At 58.8% G+C, this 17579-nt stretch carries 15 protein-coding genes and 1 tRNA gene; 7 read left to right on the top strand and 9 right to left on the bottom strand.

Translation table 11 applies throughout. The annotated features are described in order from the left end of the window. Window positions 1–116: 116 nt before the first annotated feature. Window positions 117–188, bottom strand: a tRNA-Gln gene (locus QP978_RS05040). Window positions 189–485: 297 nt separating this feature from the next. On the opposite strand from QP978_RS05040, the gene QP978_RS05035 reads away from it, so the two are divergent. Both QP978_RS05035 and QP978_RS05030 read left to right on the top strand, forming a co-directional pair. After that, window positions 486–770 (top strand): hypothetical protein, encoded by a 285-nt coding sequence (locus QP978_RS05035; RefSeq protein WP_168163230.1) that lies wholly within the window; start codon window positions 486–488, stop codon window positions 768–770. Continuing rightward, window positions 688–1896, top strand: a complete 1209-nt coding sequence (locus QP978_RS05030; protein ID WP_070595745.1) for a hypothetical protein — start codon at window positions 688–690, stop codon at window positions 1894–1896. The genes QP978_RS05035 and QP978_RS05030 overlap by 83 nt, the downstream gene beginning before the upstream one ends. Here QP978_RS05030 and gltX read toward each other — a convergent pair. Both gltX and QP978_RS05020 read right to left on the bottom strand, forming a co-directional pair. Then, a complete protein-coding gene (gene gltX / locus QP978_RS05025) occupies window positions 1880–3367 on the bottom strand; it encodes a glutamate--tRNA ligase (protein WP_070595744.1) in 1488 nt (495 codons plus the stop codon). The two genes, QP978_RS05030 and gltX, sit on opposite strands and share 17 nt — an antisense overlap. A gap of 56 nt (window positions 3368–3423) precedes the next feature. Beyond that, window positions 3424–4137: a TIM barrel protein gene (locus QP978_RS05020; RefSeq protein WP_241482426.1), complete on the bottom strand. Its 714-nt coding sequence runs from the start codon at window positions 4135–4137 to the stop codon at window positions 3424–3426. On the opposite strand from QP978_RS05020, the gene QP978_RS05015 reads away from it, so the two are divergent. Both QP978_RS05015 and QP978_RS05010 read left to right on the top strand, forming a co-directional pair. Continuing rightward, window positions 4136–4858, top strand: a complete 723-nt coding sequence (locus tag QP978_RS05015) for an SDR family oxidoreductase (protein ID WP_284856909.1) — start codon at window positions 4136–4138, stop codon at window positions 4856–4858. The two genes, QP978_RS05020 and QP978_RS05015, sit on opposite strands and share 2 nt — an antisense overlap. 56 nt (window positions 4859–4914) lie before the next feature. Then, window positions 4915–6147 (top strand): isochorismate synthase, encoded by a 1233-nt coding sequence (locus QP978_RS05010; protein WP_016422507.1) that lies wholly within the window; start codon window positions 4915–4917, stop codon window positions 6145–6147. A gap of 11 nt (window positions 6148–6158) precedes the next feature. On the opposite strand, the gene QP978_RS05005 is transcribed toward QP978_RS05010, so the two are convergent. The 3 genes from QP978_RS05005 to QP978_RS04995 form a co-directional block, all read right to left on the bottom strand. After that, complete coding sequence (locus tag QP978_RS05005; RefSeq protein WP_049172137.1) at window positions 6159–6947, bottom strand: fumarylacetoacetate hydrolase family protein; 789 nt, start codon at window positions 6945–6947, stop codon at window positions 6159–6161. Between the two features lie 65 nt (window positions 6948–7012). After that, entirely contained in the window at window positions 7013–7600 is a 588-nt protein-coding gene (locus QP978_RS05000; protein ID WP_048735364.1) for a 3'-5' exonuclease, read from the bottom strand. Window positions 7601–7607: 7 nt separating this feature from the next. Further along, the gene (locus tag QP978_RS04995) at window positions 7608–9482 is read right to left on the bottom strand and encodes a DUF294 nucleotidyltransferase-like domain-containing protein (RefSeq protein ID WP_070429313.1); all 1875 of its coding nucleotides are present in this window, start codon (window positions 9480–9482) and stop codon (window positions 7608–7610) included. Between the two features lie 61 nt (window positions 9483–9543). Here QP978_RS04995 and QP978_RS04990 point away from each other — a divergent pair, with 61 nt between their 5' ends. Further along, window positions 9544–10197 (top strand): mycothiol transferase, encoded by a 654-nt coding sequence (locus QP978_RS04990; RefSeq protein WP_070652916.1) that lies wholly within the window; start codon window positions 9544–9546, stop codon window positions 10195–10197. A 14-nt stretch (window positions 10198–10211) separates the two neighbouring features. Here the strand turns inward: QP978_RS04990 and QP978_RS04985 are convergent, their stop codons facing one another. The 3 genes from QP978_RS04985 to scpC (QP978_RS04975) form a co-directional block, all read right to left on the bottom strand. Next, window positions 10212–11243, bottom strand: a complete 1032-nt coding sequence (locus tag QP978_RS04985; RefSeq protein WP_141737777.1) for a 3-isopropylmalate dehydrogenase — start codon at window positions 11241–11243, stop codon at window positions 10212–10214. A 68-nt stretch (window positions 11244–11311) separates the two neighbouring features. Next, window positions 11312–12841, bottom strand: coding sequence for an HNH endonuclease signature motif containing protein (locus QP978_RS04980; RefSeq protein WP_284856908.1), 1530 nt, complete (start codon window positions 12839–12841; stop codon window positions 11312–11314). Between the two features lie 201 nt (window positions 12842–13042). Then, window positions 13043–14557: a succinyl-CoA:acetate CoA-transferase ScpC gene (gene scpC, locus QP978_RS04975; RefSeq protein ID WP_284856907.1), complete on the bottom strand. Its 1515-nt coding sequence runs from the start codon at window positions 14555–14557 to the stop codon at window positions 13043–13045. 289 nt (window positions 14558–14846) lie between these two features. Here scpC (QP978_RS04975) and QP978_RS04970 point away from each other — a divergent pair, with 289 nt between their 5' ends. After that, window positions 14847–15923, top strand: coding sequence for a GTP-binding protein (locus QP978_RS04970; protein ID WP_284856906.1), 1077 nt, complete (start codon window positions 14847–14849; stop codon window positions 15921–15923). Window positions 15924–16074: 151 nt separating this feature from the next. After that, the gene (gene scpC / locus QP978_RS04965) at window positions 16075–17577 is read left to right on the top strand and encodes a succinyl-CoA:acetate CoA-transferase ScpC (RefSeq protein ID WP_048735346.1); all 1503 of its coding nucleotides are present in this window, start codon (window positions 16075–16077) and stop codon (window positions 17575–17577) included. The last annotated feature ends 2 nt before the right edge of the window (window positions 17578–17579 follow it).

Raw genomic sequence — 17579 nt, 5'->3', positions numbered from 1 at the left:
GTACGGGATTTGAACCCGTGTTACCGCCGTGAGAGGGCGGCGTCCTAGGCCGCTAGACGAACGGGGCTTAGAACTTTGCAGTTAGTGAATACATTCAACAATGAACTTCTTCACTGCTGGCCTACCAGGACTCGAACCTAGAATGACGGTACCAGAAACCGTTGTGTTGCCAATTACACCATAGGCCATCGCTGCTGAACGCAACGAGGAATAATATAGCCAATTGGCGTGAACAAGAGCAAATCACCTGGTCAAAGGTTCGTTGTCAAAGGTTCGTTTAAATTCGCGAGTTCCCCACAGCCCACCTCAGCAGTGCGCATAGCTAATGCATAACTAATGCAATGCATATAACTAACGCAGTCCCAGATCGAAAGCCCATTCGATCGCAGCTCAAAGCTGATCCGCCCTTCAGGAGACACTTCGTGGTGAAGCGGCTGGCAAACAGCCGACACACACCAAAAAACCAGACCTGAAAGGCAGGCACCATGACTTCCCCAACAACGACGGCAACATCCGCCCCCATCACGCTCGAGCTGGAGTTCTCCGACATCACGGAGCAAATGAACGGCACCATCGGTCGCGTCATCGGCACTGTCACTATCCGTCAGTTCGCGAAAATCATCTCGGCCCTCAACCTCGACGCCAACCCACGCGTGTCCCCGCACCGGCCGCATCACCGATGCCATCATGGAAACCATCGACACCACGCCGGAGCTCTTCGCCTACAAGTCCAAGGGTGTGCTCCTGGCCTCCACTCAGTTCACCAGTGAAGACAATCTCTACCGCTTCACCTTCAGCAACCGTCGCATCGAAGGCATCCTCGACGGCGGTCACAACTCGCTGGCTATCGCACTGTTCGTTCTGGGCAAGCTCACTCCACCACCTAGCCGCAAAATCAAGACGTGGTCCGAAATGAAGGAGGTCTGGTCGGCGCGTACGGGAGAAATTGAGGAATTGCTTGCCGACGAAAGCCTCACCGAGCTCGATGCCCGTGTTCCGGTAGAGGTACTCGTGCCCGGTGCTCGGGACGAGGACACTGTGCAGGACTTCTCCGATGCTCTGCTCGATATCTGTGCCGCCCGCAACAACAATGCGGAGCTCAAGGCGGAAGCAAAGCTCAATCGCGCAGGCTACTTTGACGATCTGAAGCATGCTCTGCCTCAGGGAATTAGCGACAACGTGCAGTGGCGCACCAACGATACTGGTCGACTAAAGGTGGGCGATGTCATCGCTATGGCGTGGATTCCGCTGTCTTGTATTGACCTGCCGAAGGATGCCGACGGGAAGCAGATTGAAGCACCGACCCCCACCAGCCTCTACTCCGGCAAGGCCAAGCTGCTTGACCGCTTCGAGGATGTCATGAGCTCACCGGAGGTCACTAAGCCCAGCACTGAAAGCATCAATGAGCGCACCGAAGAGGTCGTTCTCTACAACGAGAAGGTCCGCAGCGCATTGAACCTCACGCGTGACTTCATCGATATTTTCGAGCGCATCAACGCAGAGCTACCCGATCTCTACAACAAAAGCGGCGGTAAATTCGGCGGCATCGATGCTGTTGACAAGGCCAATAAGAAGAATCCGCGGACTGGCAAGACTCCACAGAAGTACTCGAAGTTCTACCGCCAGCCCATCGGCTACGCGATTCCAGACGGGTTCATCTACCCGCTCGTGTACGCCTTTGCCGCACCGCTCAAGCAAAACGAGGACGGCACGGTCCACTGGGGAACCGACTGGCACGAGTTCTTCAACAACCACATGGGGTCGCTGGTCAAGGATTACCGCGAAACCTCCATGAATATGCTGAACCGCGACCCGCAGAAGGTGGGCAAGGAAGCGGGCTCTTACACGAACCTGCTTCGCTCAGCCCAGCTCGCGCTCTTTACTGAGCAGCAGTAACAGGAGTGACCTCGAGCGCCTTGCGCAGTCGGCCCAGGCTGCGGCTGCGACCAAGCAGCTCCATGGACTCGAACAGCGGCGGCGATACCTGAGCGCCAGTCACGGCCACGCGCACCGGGCCAAAAGCCTTGCGTGGCTTCAGCTCCAGGTCCTCGATGAGGGCCTTCTGAAGTGCAGCTTCAAGCTTCTCGGTGACGAAGTCCTCTTCGCTGAGCGGCTCCACAGCTGCAATGGTGGCCTCCAGGACAGCGACGGCGTCTTCCTTGAAGTTACGGCGTGCCGAGCGCTCATCGAAGGTGAACTCGTCCTCTTCCACAACTAGGAACTTCGAGAGGTCCCAGGCGTCGGAAAGCGTCTTCACACGGGTCTGCAGCAGCGTTGCCAGGAAAGCGAACTTATCCGCCGGGTAGTCGGCCGGGAAGTCAAAGTGGCTTTCCAGGTACGTGCGCAGACGCTGCTCGAAGTCGTTCGGATCGAGCATGCGGATGTGGTCCGCGTTGATAGCGTCGGCCTTCTTCTGATCGAAGCGAGCCGGGTTGGACAGCACATCGTGGATATCGAAGGCCTTGACCATCTCGTCCATCGTGAAGATGTCCTGGTCGCCGTCCATAGACCACCCCAGCAGTGCCAGGTAGTTCAGCAGACCCTCGCGGATGAAACCGTTATCGCGGTGGATGAAGAGATTGGACTGCGGGTCACGCTTGGACAGCTTCTTATTACCCTCGCCCATAACGAACGGCAGGTGACCGAACTCCGGGGTGAACTTGGCGACACCGATGCGCTTCAGCGACTCGTAGAGAGCGATCTGGCGCGGGGTCGATGGCAGCAGGTCCTCACCACGCAGGACGTGAGTGATCTCCATCAGGGCGTCATCGACCGGGTTAACCAGGGTGTAGAGCGGTTCACCGTTGGAGCGAGCAATGACGAAGTCCGGAACCAGGCCGGCCTTGAACTCGATACGACCGCGCACGAGGTCGTCGAAGACAATGTCCTCGTCCGGCATGCGCAGGCGAATCACCGGCTTACGGCCCTCTGCGCGGAAGGCTTCCTTCTGCTCCTCGGTGAGGTTGCGGTCATAGTTGTCGTAGCCCAGCTTCGGGTCACGACCGGCAGCCTTGTGGCGCTCCTCAACCTCTTCAGCGGTGGAAAAGGCCTCGTAGGCTTCACCGGCGTCGATGAGGCGCTGCAATACATCGGCGTAGATGTCCTTGCGCTGCGACTGGCGGTACGGGCCGTGCGGACCGCCGACATCGATGCCCTCGTCCCAGTCAATACCGAGCCAATTCAGGGCCTCGATGATTGCCTGATAGGACTCTTCGGAGTCGCGAGCGGCATCGGTATCTTCGATGCGGAAGACCAGCTTGCCACCAGTGTGACGGGCATATGCCCAGTTGAACAGGGCAGTGCGGATGAGGCCAACGTGCGGGGTACCGGTTGGCGACGGGCAAAAGCGTACGCGAACATCTGACATGCTTTCCCACGATACCCGCCCTCCCACCTGCAGGCATGCATAGGGTTTGCATAGGGTTACAGAGCCCACTCCCCGGCCACTTCGCCGGCGTATCCGGCGGCGCGCAGCCGCTCAACCCAGCTGCGCAGTGGTGCCTCACCGGTGCCCGGCGCGCCGCGGCCTGGGAAATCGGCAATCTGGACGTGCGCCGGCAGGCTCACTCTTCCGGTCTCCACATCAGCGAGCCAAGCATCCACGTCGACGCCATTAGCTGCAAAATGGTAAAAGTCCGCGAGCACACCAGCACCAGTCTGTTGCGCTAGCTCGTCGGCTTGCCAGGGATCTGTAATGGGATAATCGCTCATCCCGGACAGTGGCTCAATCAATGCGCGAACCCCGCTGAGCTCCAGCTGGGCAGTAATCTCAGTCAGTCTTTGCACCTGCAAGTTCGTTAGCTCCCCCGAGCGCCCCAGCAGCACGTTCGAGCATTTCAGCCCAGTGGCCCGCGCAATCTGGCTCACTGCCTCCAGATGCCCCGCGGGCAGCCCATCCGTATCGAGCACTCCTCGCTGCCCCGCTGCCATGTCCCCTCCCCACAGATTCATGGCATAAAGACCGAGGCTGTCGTCAAAGAGGTCACAAAAAGCGGAAACCTCATCGGGTGCGGGCACTGCGAGGTCAAAAGGCCACCAGAATTCCACGGCCGCGTAGCCGTCGTCACGCGCGGCGTTGACGGCGTCGTGCGGGGACATGTGTGCGTAGACCGTAGAACAGTTAATAATAGTGCTCATGACCAAAACGGTAGTAGTAACTGGTGGCGGCGCGGGCATTGGTCGCGAAATTGCTCTGGCTTTCGCCTCCGATGGCTGGCACGTGCATATCTGCGGCAGGCGTATCGACGCGCTCGAGGCCGTTGCCGCCGAAGCGGACAACATCACCTTCTCCAGGTGTGACATCACCGACCCCGAGCAGGTCCGTGCGATGTTTGAGGACGCGCAGATGACTACGGGAACCATTGATGTTGCGGTGCTCAATGCGGGGCTGCCCGGCACGCCCGCAGAGTTCGGAGAGACCGACATTGAGGACTTCCGGGCGGTCATCGATACGAATGTGGTCGGCTCGTACCTATGCGCACGCGAGGCGTTCGCGCGGATGAAAGCGGGGCGTGATGGGAAGGCGGACCAAGCAGGCGGCCGAATCCTGGTCAACTGTTCTATCGCGGCGCAGGTACCGAGAGCCCATACGGCGGCGTACGCGACGTCGAAAAGCGCGCTTGCCGGAATGACCCATGTGCTTGCCCTGGACGGACGCGAGTATGGCATTACGGCAACGCGCATTGACATTGTCAATGCGCAGACTGACCTATTGGGGACGTTCACAGGCAGCGAGCCAATGTTCGATGCCACGCAGGCTGCGGAGACCTTCCTCTACGCCGCGAATCTGCCGGCGAGTGCAGTCATCGATCAGCTGACGATTACCGCTGCGGGTATGCCCTTTTTGGGTAGGGGTTAGCCTGCCCCTTAAACTGGAGCACAACTGGGTTTAGATTGAGGAGGCGGGTTAGGGCTATGTCCATGGAAAACCACCCCTCTCTGGGCGGCGGAAACGAAGAAGAGAAGCAGGAGAATTCTCACCCGTCGAACGACCCTGCAGCGACTCCGAAGCGTTCGACGCGCTGGGATACGTCCCGCCCGACCACCGCTCCGGACTTTTTGCTCTCCCGGGCACACGGCTCCATCCGCACGCAAGGTATTGAAGAGCAGCTTTCCGACCCCTGGCTCGCGGCCGAGGGACTGCACTCGGGCATTCACAAGATGGTAGTCGGCGCATTGCCCTTCGACTTGGACAAGCCCGCCGCCCTGACCGTTCCCCGGGAAGTCATCCGCTCCTCGCAGCCGCTGGAGCCACCCGCGCACTACCGTTGGAACGCACCGAAGCCCCACGCCAACATCGTCGCTTACGATCCCCCGCTCGACGAGCACGCTGAGCGCATCGCCGCAGCCATCCGCACAATCGAGTACTCGGCGCTGGAAAAGGTCGTGCTCGCGCGCGCCGTGGAACTCGAAATCGATCCCCCGATTGACCCGCTCCTACTCGCATCGCGGCTTATCGACGGATCCCCCAACCGCGATGGCTTTGTCGTGGATCTCTCCCCCGCCGGTTCCGATTATGAGGGCAAGTTGCTCATCGGTTCCTCCCCGGAGATGCTGGTCCGCCGTACGGGCGACATCGTTGAGGCGTTTCCCTTGGCCGGGTCGCTGCCGAGGTCCCGGAATGAAGAGGTGGACCGGGCGTCGGCCCGTCGTTTAGCGGACTCGCGCAAGAACCTAGACGAGCATGCCTTCGTCGTCGACGACATCGCCGACAACTTGGCGCCACTGTGCAGTTCGCTGGATGTTCCGGACAGCCCCGAGCTGATGAGCACCGCCGAGATGTGGCACTTGGCCACGCATATCCGCGGTCGGTTGAAGGATCCGTCGCTGTCCGCGCTGGATTTGGCGCTGGTGGTGCACCCGACACCAGCCATTTGTGGCACGCCGACGGAATCCGCCTTCGGCGTTATTCAGGCCGTAGAGACCAACCGCGGCTTCTACTCGGGCGCTGTCGGCTGGTGCGATGAGAATGGCGACGGTGAGTTCGTGGTCTCCATTCGCTGTGCCGAAATCGACACTGAGGGGTCCGTGGCACGACTATGGGCCGGAGGCGGCATTGTGTCGCACTCCGACCCAGAAGAAGAAGTCACGGAGACCAGCGCCAAGATGGGCACTGTGCTCCGCGCTTTTGGAGTTAAGGGCGCTTAAGCCCTGGCAGCTTAAGCCCGCTCCACAGGGTTGGCCAGCTTGCCGATACCCGGGATCTCAATCTCGATGCGGTCACCCGGGAACATCGCAGCGGTACCGGCCGGGGAGCCGGTGCAGATGACATCACCCGGCAGCAGCGTAATCGAGGCAGTGATGAACTCGATAATCTCCGGGATGGACATAATCATCTGGTTGGAGTTGGAATCCTGCTTGGTCTCGGTAACACCCTCGTGAGTCAGGTGCGCCTTGATCGGCAGCTCGTTGTAGTCCAGCTCCGTCTGGATCCACGGACCAAGCGGGCAGAAGGTATCGATGCCCTTTGCGCGCGCCCACTGACCATCGGCAAACTGCAGGTCACGGGAAGAAACATCATTGACGATGGTGTATCCGAAGATCACATCGTGAGCGTTTTCCTTCTTGACGTTCTTGCACGGCTTACCAATAACCAGTGCCAGCTCGCCCTCAAACTCGACGTTGGTGGCGAAATCCGGAATGCGAATCGGCGCTTCCGGGCCAATGACGGCCGTCGGCGGCTTAATGAACATCGTCGGCGGCAGCGATTCTGCCGACTTCTTGAACACCTCGGCGACGTGGTCAGCGTAGTTACGACCAATAGCGATGACCTTCGACGGCAGCATTGGGGCGAGCAGACGTACGTCGGCAAGCGGCCAGGAACGGCCAGTCTTATTCAGCTGACCGAAAGGGTGCCCTTCGATTTCGTGCAAAGTAACTTCACTGCCTTCGCCCTCAACGAGCGCGAAGCACATGCCCTCTGGGTGGGCGATTCGAGCAATACGCATAAAAATAGGGTACACGTCACATTGCGATAATTATGCAACGACCCCCACTCTCTATACTCTGCGCTCTAAACTCCGCGGGATTCCTGCGCAAGCCACACCAGCGCACAGGCCAGCGCATCGTTGAACGCGTGATGGGCCTTAAAACGGGGAATGCCGTACTTGTCGCACAGTGACCACAACCGCAGCTCATCACGGACCGGCTCACGGTTGGCCCGCAGAATCGCGTCGTACTCACGTGTCATAGTGTCCGCCACCGGCACATCAAAACGCGCATCGAAGTACTTCCGGCACAACGGATCTAGGAAACCAACTTCCATCCGCGCGTAGTGCGCCAGCAGCTTCCGTCCCCGTAGAGCTTCTAACAGCTTGCCGACGGCCACCTCTGCCTCTACCCCGGTTGCGACCATGTCGTCGGTAAGCCCATGCACCGTCGCCGACTCGCCGACGCTCACCTCCTCGCGCTCTGGGCGAATGAGAAGGTGACCCGACTCTTCCAGCACGATGTCGCGGCCTTCGACGGCAACCCAACCGATGGAAAGCAACTGATCTTTGGAGGGATCCAGACCGGTGGTTTCCACATCGACCGCGAGCCAAGCATTGTCGCGGATAGGTGCGTCCAAGAGTTTCTTGCGGGGTTTGAAAAACTTCAACATTGCGCGCTCACGACATCGCCCGGATGGGATACTTCGCCCCGAGGCTCTGCTGCAACTTGCGGATAACACCAAACGCATCGCGCAGGTGCTCGCGTTCCAGGCTGGAGAGACGCTTCGGGTAGATGTGGTTATTCGGCTGCTCGCCAGCGTTGAACTGGGCCTGCTGGTGATGAAGCTGCACCGTGCACAGGAACTCGAACGCATCCGCCAGATCCTGCGCACCCTGACGGCTCACGCTTCCGGCACCCGCACTCGCCGCCAAGCGTTCACGCGTGGACAGCTGCGGCAGCCCGGCCGCCACAGTAAATAGGCGCGCCATCTGCACCACAGCAGCAGTTCCCCCCTTCTTGATGTCCAGGGTCTCTGCGTGCTCGCCGCCCTTCTCCAGCACCAGGCCACGGAAGAAGCCGAGCGGCGGCTCCCGCCAGGCCGAGAGCTTGGCCAAGTGCGCGTGCAGGCGCTGCGACCCCTGGGCCAGCGGTAGGTAGGCCGCGCGCAATTCCTCTACCAGTTGCACATCGCCCGCTACCGCTCGCATGTCGAAGAAGGTCTGTGCATGTAACAGCGCCTCCGCCTCCGGTGCGGTAATCCACCCGTGGAACGTGCGCAGCCACTGCGACTTGGTCATCCTCCACGCAGGATTGCTGGCCATCATGTCCCCTGGACAGAGCGGATAACCGACTCGGTCGAGGTTGGTGCAAATCTCGTCGCTAAGCGCGGCGAAATAGTCAGCATGAGCGTCGGCGTCGTAATCGTCGGCGAGGACCAGCGCATTGTCTTGATCGGACGCGAGCCCCATCTCTCCGCGCCCATGCGAGCCCAGTACTGCAAAGGCATAGCTAACCGGTGGCGGCCCAAGCTTTTCCTCCGCAAGCGCCACCAGGCGTCGGGTGACAGCATCGGCCACGGCGGTCAGCAGCTTGGCGACCTCCTCCCCCGAATCACCTCGGTCAATAAACCGGCCCACAATCCGCCGTGCGTTCTGAGCAATCTCCGCAATCTCGGAGATATCGCTCTTTCGCGCCAGCGTCGCCGTCGCGTACACGGAATCGGTGTGCAGACTGCGCAGGAGGTCGCCAATGACAATCATGCCGACCACCCGCGTCCCATCGTGCACCGGCAGATGATGGTAACCGCGTTCGGCCATCAGCAGCATGGCCTCGAAGACCAGCAGGTCGGGACTGATAGTTTCCGGGTTCCCGGTCATCACTTCGCTTACGAGACTCTCCGCCGGCTTGGCTTCTGCCAGCACTCGACGACGGAGGTCACGGTCAGTGATGATGCCGACGAGCGAGCTCTGGTTGGCGCCTGCAGACTCCATCACGAGCAGACTGGAGACATTCCGCTCCGTCATAATCTGCGCCGCCTCTTGTACTGTCGCATCAGCACTGCAGGTCACCAGCGATGTTTCCATCAGGTCCGCAACCCGTGTGCGCAACGACTCCGATGCCGCAGTACTCCGCAGCTTCGATGCCACTGCGCGAATGCGCGCGTTTTCACCGCCGTAATAGCGCCGGACCTCTACGAACTGGTCATTGAGCTGGTCAAAGACCTCCTTGGAGATCACCAGGAATACGCAGTCCTCCACTGCCGTCATCGTGTACAGCGAGGGGTCACTGCTCAGCAGTGTCGAATAGCCGAAATGATCTCCCACATCTCGCCTGTCCAACAGCGTGCCAGCTGGGTCAAAGAGATCCACCATGCCGGAGCGAATAATGAAACAGCTGTTGTTATCCGCACCCGCCCGGATAATCTCCGTTCCACGACGGGCATAGCGCATGGTCAAAAGCGGTGGGATAGTCGCGCGCTCTTCATCGTTGAGGTCCGAAAAGGGGCGAGTATGGCTGAGGAAGTCTGCGATTTCCGCAAGCTCGACGGTCATGGGGTCAATTATCCCCTATTTTTGCTCCCAATAGGACTGATTTGCGGGAATACTCGACCTTATGACCAATTCCACACACAGCGCTTCAATAAATCCCGAATGGCCGCTCGACGCCCACATCCTCGGCAGGATGGACAAGCTCGCGGCACTCGTCGCCACGCTTGACGACGACACCTTCAACGCAACCCTTCCCATCCCAGCCATTAACTCCCTGGCCGTGCTGTTACGACATGTGACCGGATCCGCGAGGTTCTGGCTCGAGCGCGTCTGCCTTGGGCGTGATTATGTCCGTGATCGCGATGGGGAGTTTTCTGCTCATTGCAGTGTTTCGGAAGGGCTGGAGATTTACCACCGTGACCGCGCGGCCATTGAATCCGCGCTGGTGGAGTTGCAAGGCGCGGACCGCGCTGGTGCTCCTGCTGTTATTCCTACCGATAAGGACCGTTGGTGGTGCGGCAGCATCGAAGGCGTGATTGTGCATGTCTTCCACGAGGCGGCTCAGCACCTGGGACATGCGGAGATTACGAGGGATGCGCTAGTGGCAGGACTGGGAGGGGATGATTCCGATAACGGCGCAGGAAGCTCATCCCCATACCCCCTTGACACCATCATCGATGTACTTCGCCAGGTCGGACATGCGTCGGACTTCATCGAGCACACCGCCGACGGTAAGACTCACATCACTACCGTCGATGGCAAAACTGTGATTGCCTAGCCCTCTCCCCCCCCCTATTTTTTACTGCGCCACTTCAAAGCAGCAGCAATGCGGTCGCCAACCTCAGCGGTCTTGATCGGGCCACTACCGCGAGTAGCCATGTCAGCTTCCACAGCAGCCTCGATGCGCTGGGCGTCTTCCTCACGACCCAGGTGGCGCAGCATCATGGCACCCGACAGAATGGCTGCCGTCGGGTCCGCGATCCCCTTGCCAGCAATGTCTGGCGCGGAGCCGTGAACGGGCTCGAACATGGACGGGTTGGTATTGGAGGCGTCAATGTTACCGGACGCCGCCAGGCCGATACCGCCCGACACTGCACCAGCCTCATCAGTAATGATGTCGCCAAAGAGGTTGTCGGTGACGATGACGTCGAAACGCGAAGGATTAGTGACGAGGTAAATCGTCGCAGCGTCGATGTGCGAGTAATCGACATCTACCTCTGGGTATTCCTTAGCGACCTCATCGACCGTGCGCTGCCACATACCGCCACCGTGCACCAACACATTGGTCTTGTGGACAAGGGTCAGCTTCTTACGACGGGTCATAGCCAGCTCGAAGGCGTAGCGAACAACGCGCTCAGCACCGAAGCGGGTATTGACGGAGGTCTCGTTGGCAACCTCGTGTGGCGTGCCGACGCGAATCGCACCGCCGTTACCGGTGTAAGCACCTTCGGTTCCCTCGCGGACGACCACGAAATCAATTTCGCCCGGGTTCTTCAGCGGTGACTCGACACCCGGGAAGAGCTTGGAAGGACGCAGGTTGACGTGGTGATCCAGCGCGAAGCGCATCTTCAGCAACAGGCCGCGCTCGAGAACACCCGGAGGAACGTTCGCCGGGTCACCGATAGCACCGAGCAGAATAGCGTCGTGCTCACGCAGGGAGTCGAGATCGGCGTCGGTAAGCAGTTCGCCATTGCGCAAGTAGCGACGCGAGCCGAGGTCGTACTCGGTGGTGTCGAACTCGCCGATAGCAGCCTTGAGCACCTTCAGTGCCTCTGCCGTAACTTCCGTGCCGATGCCATCACCCGGGATGACGGCGATCTTCAGCTTTCCTGCCTCAGTCATTTTTTGAGATACCCTTCTCACTATATGGACACAAATGAGTGTAGCAGAACCTAGCGCTCACCCCCGTCACTGTCTGCGCGATTTTTACCATCTCCATCGTTTTCACAATCCACCCCGCCTACTGCTCTCTCCTTTTCCATATCCCGCCGCACCTTATCCACTAGGCCGCGGAGATTGTCATGCAATTTGCGACGTTTCTCATTGTGCTCAGCCAGCGCAGCGGTCTTCTTTTCAGTCTGCGAGGCAAAGGTGTAACGACCATGCCCAGTGTGCTCTTTTTCCGACTGCGCAAACGGCCCTTCATCACAAGAGAGGAACGTCCAAGCTTCGATCCCATCATCACCTCGAACAACTCGCCACATACCGGCAGTTTTGAGGTTGTGGTGCCTTCGACAGAGACAATGGAGATTATCTGTGTGCGTGACCCCTTCCTTTTGCCGCTCACCACCGGAAAGGCTGTGATCAAATTCCACAATATGGTCGATATCGCACTTTTCCGCGGGGACATCGCATCCAGGAAAACTACACACACCGTCACGGGCACGCACGAATGCACGCTGAGACTCGGAGGGCCGATACCCCTCAACCGCACTATCCCCCAGCACCCGCAATGTCGATACCCGCTTCAGCCAAGACTCGGCCACCAGCGAAGAAAGCCAACCTGCGCCAGCGAGCCACACTGGAGTGTTTTCCGGTTCGCCATCCTCCCCGGGAGAGAGCACTCGGAAGAGTTCCAGATTCACCTCCACCTCACAAGTACCGCGTAACGCATGCATGAAAGCTGCCGCGCGACTCACTTTCATCTTCTTAGCCACTGCGTCGATAATTGCAAGGGCTTCCACTGCATGATGCCGCTCGAGGACAGTAGTCAGTGTCGTAACTCCAGCGTCACCATGTTCATCAACTGCGACAAACTCCTTAGCCGTCATACGATCGCCAAAGTAGTCGAGAGCCGCAGCTTGAACCTCCCGTACCTCCTCCGACTCCGCGGGATTATCCGCCGACTCTCCATCCGCCTCGACCTGGTATGCCGCCGCATCAATTGCAGCATCTACGGTCGCCTCCACATTCCGGGCCAGGACCCTATCAGCCTGCAACCCAGCGACATCCACATCACGTGGCCGCACTTCCGGAGCACACTCACCAATCACTCGCTGCACCCGCGTTGCCATCGCACGCACGCCACGGAGCGCCTCCCCGTCGCGCCTAGGCTTAACGACGTCCACGAGACCCGACTCCACCGCGTCAACCTTGTCATCAGCCACAGGCCGGGTATGTTTACCAAGCATTGCTAAATGCCTCATCGACAAATGCCCGCGCTCCTGACACATTTCCGCTAGTTGCGGCATACGTCCAAGCATGTAGCCAATTTCCATATATTTGTTCACTTCGGCGCGTGAGATTCCAAGCACCACCGACCAATAAGCCAAATGAGCTTCGACATCGCCATCATCTGGTGGTGCGACCCGCTGAGCGATAACCATCTGCAGACGATTAATCTCGCGCATCACTTCAGCGAGCGAATGAGCCCTCACCTCATGGCTGAACCGAAATTCCCCACACGATTCCAACTCTGACATTGCACTGTCCCCTCCCTAACGAGGTCCCCTAACGAACAGTTCTTTATCAATTCGCCCACACCATATCCCCCACCCCGGATTCAAACCGCTGCGCACCCCAAAAATCTCCACATTACTCGAACACTATTTCGAACTAAAGCCGAAAGAAAATCCCGCCCTACGACGCAAACTTCGTCGTAAAGCGGGAACCGCACTAGAAACCTAGTCGACCGGCTTCATGGAACCGTTTTCGAGGAAACGACGGTGGAAGTCATAAGAAGTACCCAGGTCATGCGGAGTATGCAGGTACGGGGTGACCCTCTCAGCACGCTCAACGTATTCGAGCAGCGCCTCCTTGTACATCGGGTGCGCACACTTCTCAATGACAACACGGGAACGCTGACGCGGCGCCAGCCCACGGAGGTCAGCCAGACCCTGCTCAGTGATGATGACCATCACGTCATGCTCAGTGTGGTCAACGTGAGAGACCATCGGCACGATTGCGGAAATGTCGCCATTCTTAGCCAGCGACGGGGACACGAACGTAGAGATGTAGGCGTTTCGGGTGAAGTCACCGGAACCGCCAATGCCGTTCATCATGCGGGAGCCAGCCACGTGAGTGGAGTTGACGTTGCCGTAGATGTCAGCCTCAATCATGCCGTTGGTGGTAATCAGCCCCATGCGGCGGACCAGACCCGGGTTATTGGAGATGTCCTGCGGCCGCAGAACGATCTTCTCGCGGTAGTCAGCAGCATTCTCGTTCATACGAGCTGCATATTCAGGAGACAGCGAGAATGCAGTACCGGAAGCCACGGTCAGCTTGCCAGCATCCATCAGGTCGACCATGCCGTCCTGGATAACCTCAGTGAAGGAGGTCAGGTTCTCATACTTGGAGTCGAGCAGACCTGCGAGAACGGCGTTCGGAATGTTACCGACACCCGACTGCATCGGCAGCAGGTTCTCCGGCAGACGACCGGCCTTGACCTCGCCATCGAGGAAGTCGAGCAGGTAGCCAGCAATAGCCTTGGAGTCATCGTCCAGCGGCTTGAACGGCGAGTTACGGTCCTCGGCGTTCGTCTCGACGACAGCGACAACCTTATCGACATCGATCTGAACATCCGGAGTGCCGATGCGGTCCCCCGGGTTCACAATCGGAATCTCCTTACGGTTCGGAGGCAGGCCGACACTGTAGATGTCGTGCATACCCTCGAGGTCCTCGGACTGCCAGGAGTTGACCTCAATAATGATCTTCTCTGCAGCATTGAGGTAAGAAATGCTGTTACCAACCGAAGAGGAAAGAACCAGGGAGCCATCGGCCTTAATGCGAACAGCTTCGACCACGGCAACATTGACCGGACCAAAGAAGCCCTGCTCAGTCATCGGGCCAGAGTGCGACAGGTGAATATCACTATAGAAGGCATCGCCTGCATTGATACGGTTACGCATTCCCGGGTCGGACTGGTACGGCATACGCCACTCAACACCATTGGCCTTCGCCAGCGCACCATCAAGTTCCGGAGCGGTAGACGCGCCGGTCAAGACCTTAATCTTGAACTCGTCGCCACGCTCGTGAGCGGCCTCCATGCGCTCAGCGAGAGCCGGCGGGACAACCTTCGGGTAGCCAGCACCGGTAAATCCGGCAAAGCCCACCATGTCTCCGTGGTTGATGAACTGCGCCGCCTCCTGCGCGGTCATCACCTTGGATTTGAGACCAGCATGGGCAATACGATCTGACATGAATTCACCTTTCTATATCCCCCAACGCGACTATCGGGGGTAGCACTTCGAACACCAAAGCACACCCCCAACCCTATCAACGAAGCGGTTAGCGCCTTTCATTCAGATGCCCGAAAGCGCCCCCATTTTAGGCACATTCCATACGCCACTAAAGCCGACTACAACACCGTTTTATGCCCTACGTCACAACCAGTCGACAATCAGCCATGCGACACATTTACAACCCCTCACATAGCCCAATTCATGCACTAGTTATTGATAATCATTTTCAGTACGCTAATCTTGTCGGGTGACTTCTACCGAATTTTCTGATAACACCACCCAGACCACTCCCGTCACCGTCCTGTCCGGATTCCTGGGCGCCGGCAAGACCACCCTCCTCAACAACCTCCTGGCAAACTCACAGGGGCGCAAAATCGCGGTCATCGTCAACGACTTCTCGGAAGTCAACGTCGATGCCGCCCTCATCGAGCAGGGCACATATCTCGAGCGCGGCGAGGACCGTTTCATCGAAATGTCTAACGGCTGCATCTGCTGCACGCTGCGAGATGACCTCGTGGAAAACGTCGGCAAGCTCGCGCGCAGCGGCAAATTCGAACACATCGTCATCGAATCCACCGGCATCTCCGAGCCCATGCCAGTCGCCGCTACCTTCGAGTGGGAATTCGACGATGGCCGTCGCCTCGCCGACATCGCCCCCATCGACACGATGGTCACGCTCGTCGACGCCTCTACATTCCTCGACAGTCTCCGCCAGGGACGCGCACTGCCTGACGACGAACGCACGGTCGCTGACCTCCTTGTCGACCAGGTGGAATTCGCCGATCTCATCCTCATCACCAAATCCGACCTCGCAGGCGAAAAGCTCACCGGCGGTACCGAGGAAACAATCCGCGCCATGAACCCCCGCGCACGCATCGTCCGCGTGACTAACGGCGAAATCGCCACCTCTGCCATTCTCGACGCATCGCTTTACGACGAAGGTACCGCGGCCACTTTCCACGGATATGCAGAAGAACTTGCGAATCCCCACACGCCGGAGACTGAAGAATACGGCATTTCTTCGGTTGTTTTCCGAGGCAACCGCCCCTTCGACCGCGAACGACTGATTAAGGCTCTCCGCGGCACAAAGGGGCTCGTACGCTCCAAGGGGCACTGCTGGATTTCCGACCGCCTCGAAGTCGCCCACGTGTGGAGTCAGGCGGGGCCGAACCGGAAAATCACCCCTGCCGTCATGTGGGCGCAGACCGATGTCCCACCATCCAATGAGGTCGTACTCATCGGTGTGAAATTTAACCCAGAGGCCACACTGCAGGCATTCGAGGACGCGATGCTGACCGACGAAGAAGTGCGGGAATTGCTGTAACAAAGCCCCTGGAAGAGCGCCGATAAACGACCCGCTGAAGCGATCAGAGTGTCATAAATCACTTCTCAACCTGCGGGTGTGGCAACACACTGTTAGCGCATGCTAGGTTAGGCGACAAAACTAAAGTCGAACAGTCTATCTAGGAGATGACATGTCTGATCGCATCGCACATGCCGGTTTGCGCGGCAAGGTAATGACCGCCGACGAGGCTGCACAGTTTATCAATCATGGTGATGCCCTCGGCATCTCTGGCTTCACCGGTGCTGGCTACCCGAAGGCCCTGCCGACTGCGCTGGCAAACCGTGGCAAGGAACTTCACGCCAAGGGTGAAGAGTTCGCTGTCGACATCTACACAGGCGCTTCCACTGCCCCAGACTGTGACGGCGTGATGGCAGAAGCTGACATCATCCGCTACCGCATGCCGTACCAGGGCGATCCGGCACTGCGTAAGTCCATCAACTCCGGCAAGGCGAAGTACCAGGACATCCACCTCTCCCACTCCGCGCTGTACATCGAGCAGGGCTTCCTGCCGATTGACGCCGCAATTGTTGAGGTCACTCGTATTACGGAAGATGGACACCTCGTTCCGTCGTCAAGCGTTGGCAACAACGTCGAGTGGATGGACAACGCTGACAAGATCATCATCGAGGTCAACTCGTGGCAGTCCGAGGAACTCGAGGGCATGCACGACATCTACCGCATTCAGCACCTGCCTAACCGCACGCCGGTGCCGATCAACGCCCCGGGTGACCGCATTGGTACCCCTTACATCGACATCAACCTGGACAAGGTTGTCGCAGTTGTCGAGACCAACGCGCCGGACCGCAACTCCCCGTTCAAGCCGTTGGATGAGACCTCGAAGGCTATTGCCGGCCATTTCCTCGACTTCCTCGAGGGCGAAGTTCGCGCGGGTCGCCTGGCTTACGACCAGTACATCATGCAGTCGGGCGTCGGTAACGTTCCGAACGCCGTGATGGCGGGTCTGTTGGACTCCAAGTTTGAGAACATCAAGGCCTACACCGAGGTTATTCAGGACGGCATGATCGACCTGATTGACGCAGGTAAGATGACCGTCGCTTCGGCTACCTCCTTCTCCCTGTCTCCGGAAGCGGCCGAGCGTATGAACAACGAGGCTGCTCGCTACCGCGAGAACATCATTCTGCGCCCGCAGCAGATTTCTAACCACCCGGAGGTTGTCCGTCGCGTCGGCCTAATCGCCACCAACGGCATGATTGAGGCCGACATCTACGGCAACGTCAACTCCACCCACATCAACGGCAGCCGCATGATGAACGGCATCGGTGGTTCCGGTGACTTCACCCGTAACGCCTTCGTTTCCTCGTTCATCTCGCCGTCGCTGGCGAAGGACGGTGCGATTTCGACTATCGTTCCGTTCGCTTCGCACATTGACCACACCGAGCACGACGCCATGGTCATCATCACCGAGCGTGGATTCGCTGACCTGCGTGGCCTGGCACCGCGTGACCGCGTGGCGAAGATGATTTCCGTTGCACACCCGGAGTACCAGCCACTGTTGGAGGAGTACTACGAGCGCGCGCTGAAGACCGCTCCGGGCATGTCTACCCCGCACGACCTGCGTACTGCCTTCGACTTCCACGTCAACATGATTGAGAAGGGCTCGATGAAGGGCTAGGC

It is taken from the genome of Corynebacterium sp. MSK035, from assembly GCF_030232615.1.
GTDB classification, from domain to species: Bacteria; Actinomycetota; Actinomycetes; order Mycobacteriales; family Mycobacteriaceae; genus Corynebacterium; species Corynebacterium jeikeium_D.
This window is presented reverse-complemented; position numbering and strand designations above follow the sequence as displayed.

Excerpts from the sequence above, each read along its gene's own strand:
- QP978_RS04995 (WP_070429313.1), bottom strand. The coding sequence starts at position 9,482 with ATGACCGTCGAGCTTGCGGAAATCGCAGACTTCCTCAGCCATACTCGC.
- scpC (WP_048735346.1), top strand. The coding sequence starts at position 16,075 with ATGTCTGATCGCATCGCACATGCCGGTTTGCGCGGCAAGGTAATGACC.
- QP978_RS05015 (WP_284856909.1), top strand. The coding sequence starts at position 4,136 with ATGACCAAAACGGTAGTAGTAACTGGTGGCGGCGCGGGCATTGGTCGC.
- QP978_RS05020 (WP_241482426.1), bottom strand. The coding sequence starts at position 4,137 with ATGAGCACTATTATTAACTGTTCTACGGTCTACGCACACATGTCCCCG.
- QP978_RS05000 (WP_048735364.1), bottom strand. The coding sequence starts at position 7,600 with ATGTTGAAGTTTTTCAAACCCCGCAAGAAACTCTTGGACGCACCTATC.
- gltX (WP_070595744.1), bottom strand. The coding sequence starts at position 3,367 with ATGTCAGATGTTCGCGTACGCTTTTGCCCGTCGCCAACCGGTACCCCG.
- QP978_RS05030 (WP_070595745.1), top strand. The coding sequence starts at position 688 with ATGGAAACCATCGACACCACGCCGGAGCTCTTCGCCTACAAGTCCAAG.
- QP978_RS04990 (WP_070652916.1), top strand. The coding sequence starts at position 9,544 with ATGACCAATTCCACACACAGCGCTTCAATAAATCCCGAATGGCCGCTC.
- QP978_RS05010 (WP_016422507.1), top strand. The coding sequence starts at position 4,915 with ATGTCCATGGAAAACCACCCCTCTCTGGGCGGCGGAAACGAAGAAGAG.
- scpC (WP_284856907.1), bottom strand. The coding sequence starts at position 14,557 with ATGTCAGATCGTATTGCCCATGCTGGTCTCAAATCCAAGGTGATGACC.
- QP978_RS04980 (WP_284856908.1), bottom strand. The coding sequence starts at position 12,841 with ATGTCAGAGTTGGAATCGTGTGGGGAATTTCGGTTCAGCCATGAGGTG.
- QP978_RS05035 (WP_168163230.1), top strand. The coding sequence starts at position 486 with ATGACTTCCCCAACAACGACGGCAACATCCGCCCCCATCACGCTCGAG.
- QP978_RS05005 (WP_049172137.1), bottom strand. The coding sequence starts at position 6,947 with ATGCGTATTGCTCGAATCGCCCACCCAGAGGGCATGTGCTTCGCGCTC.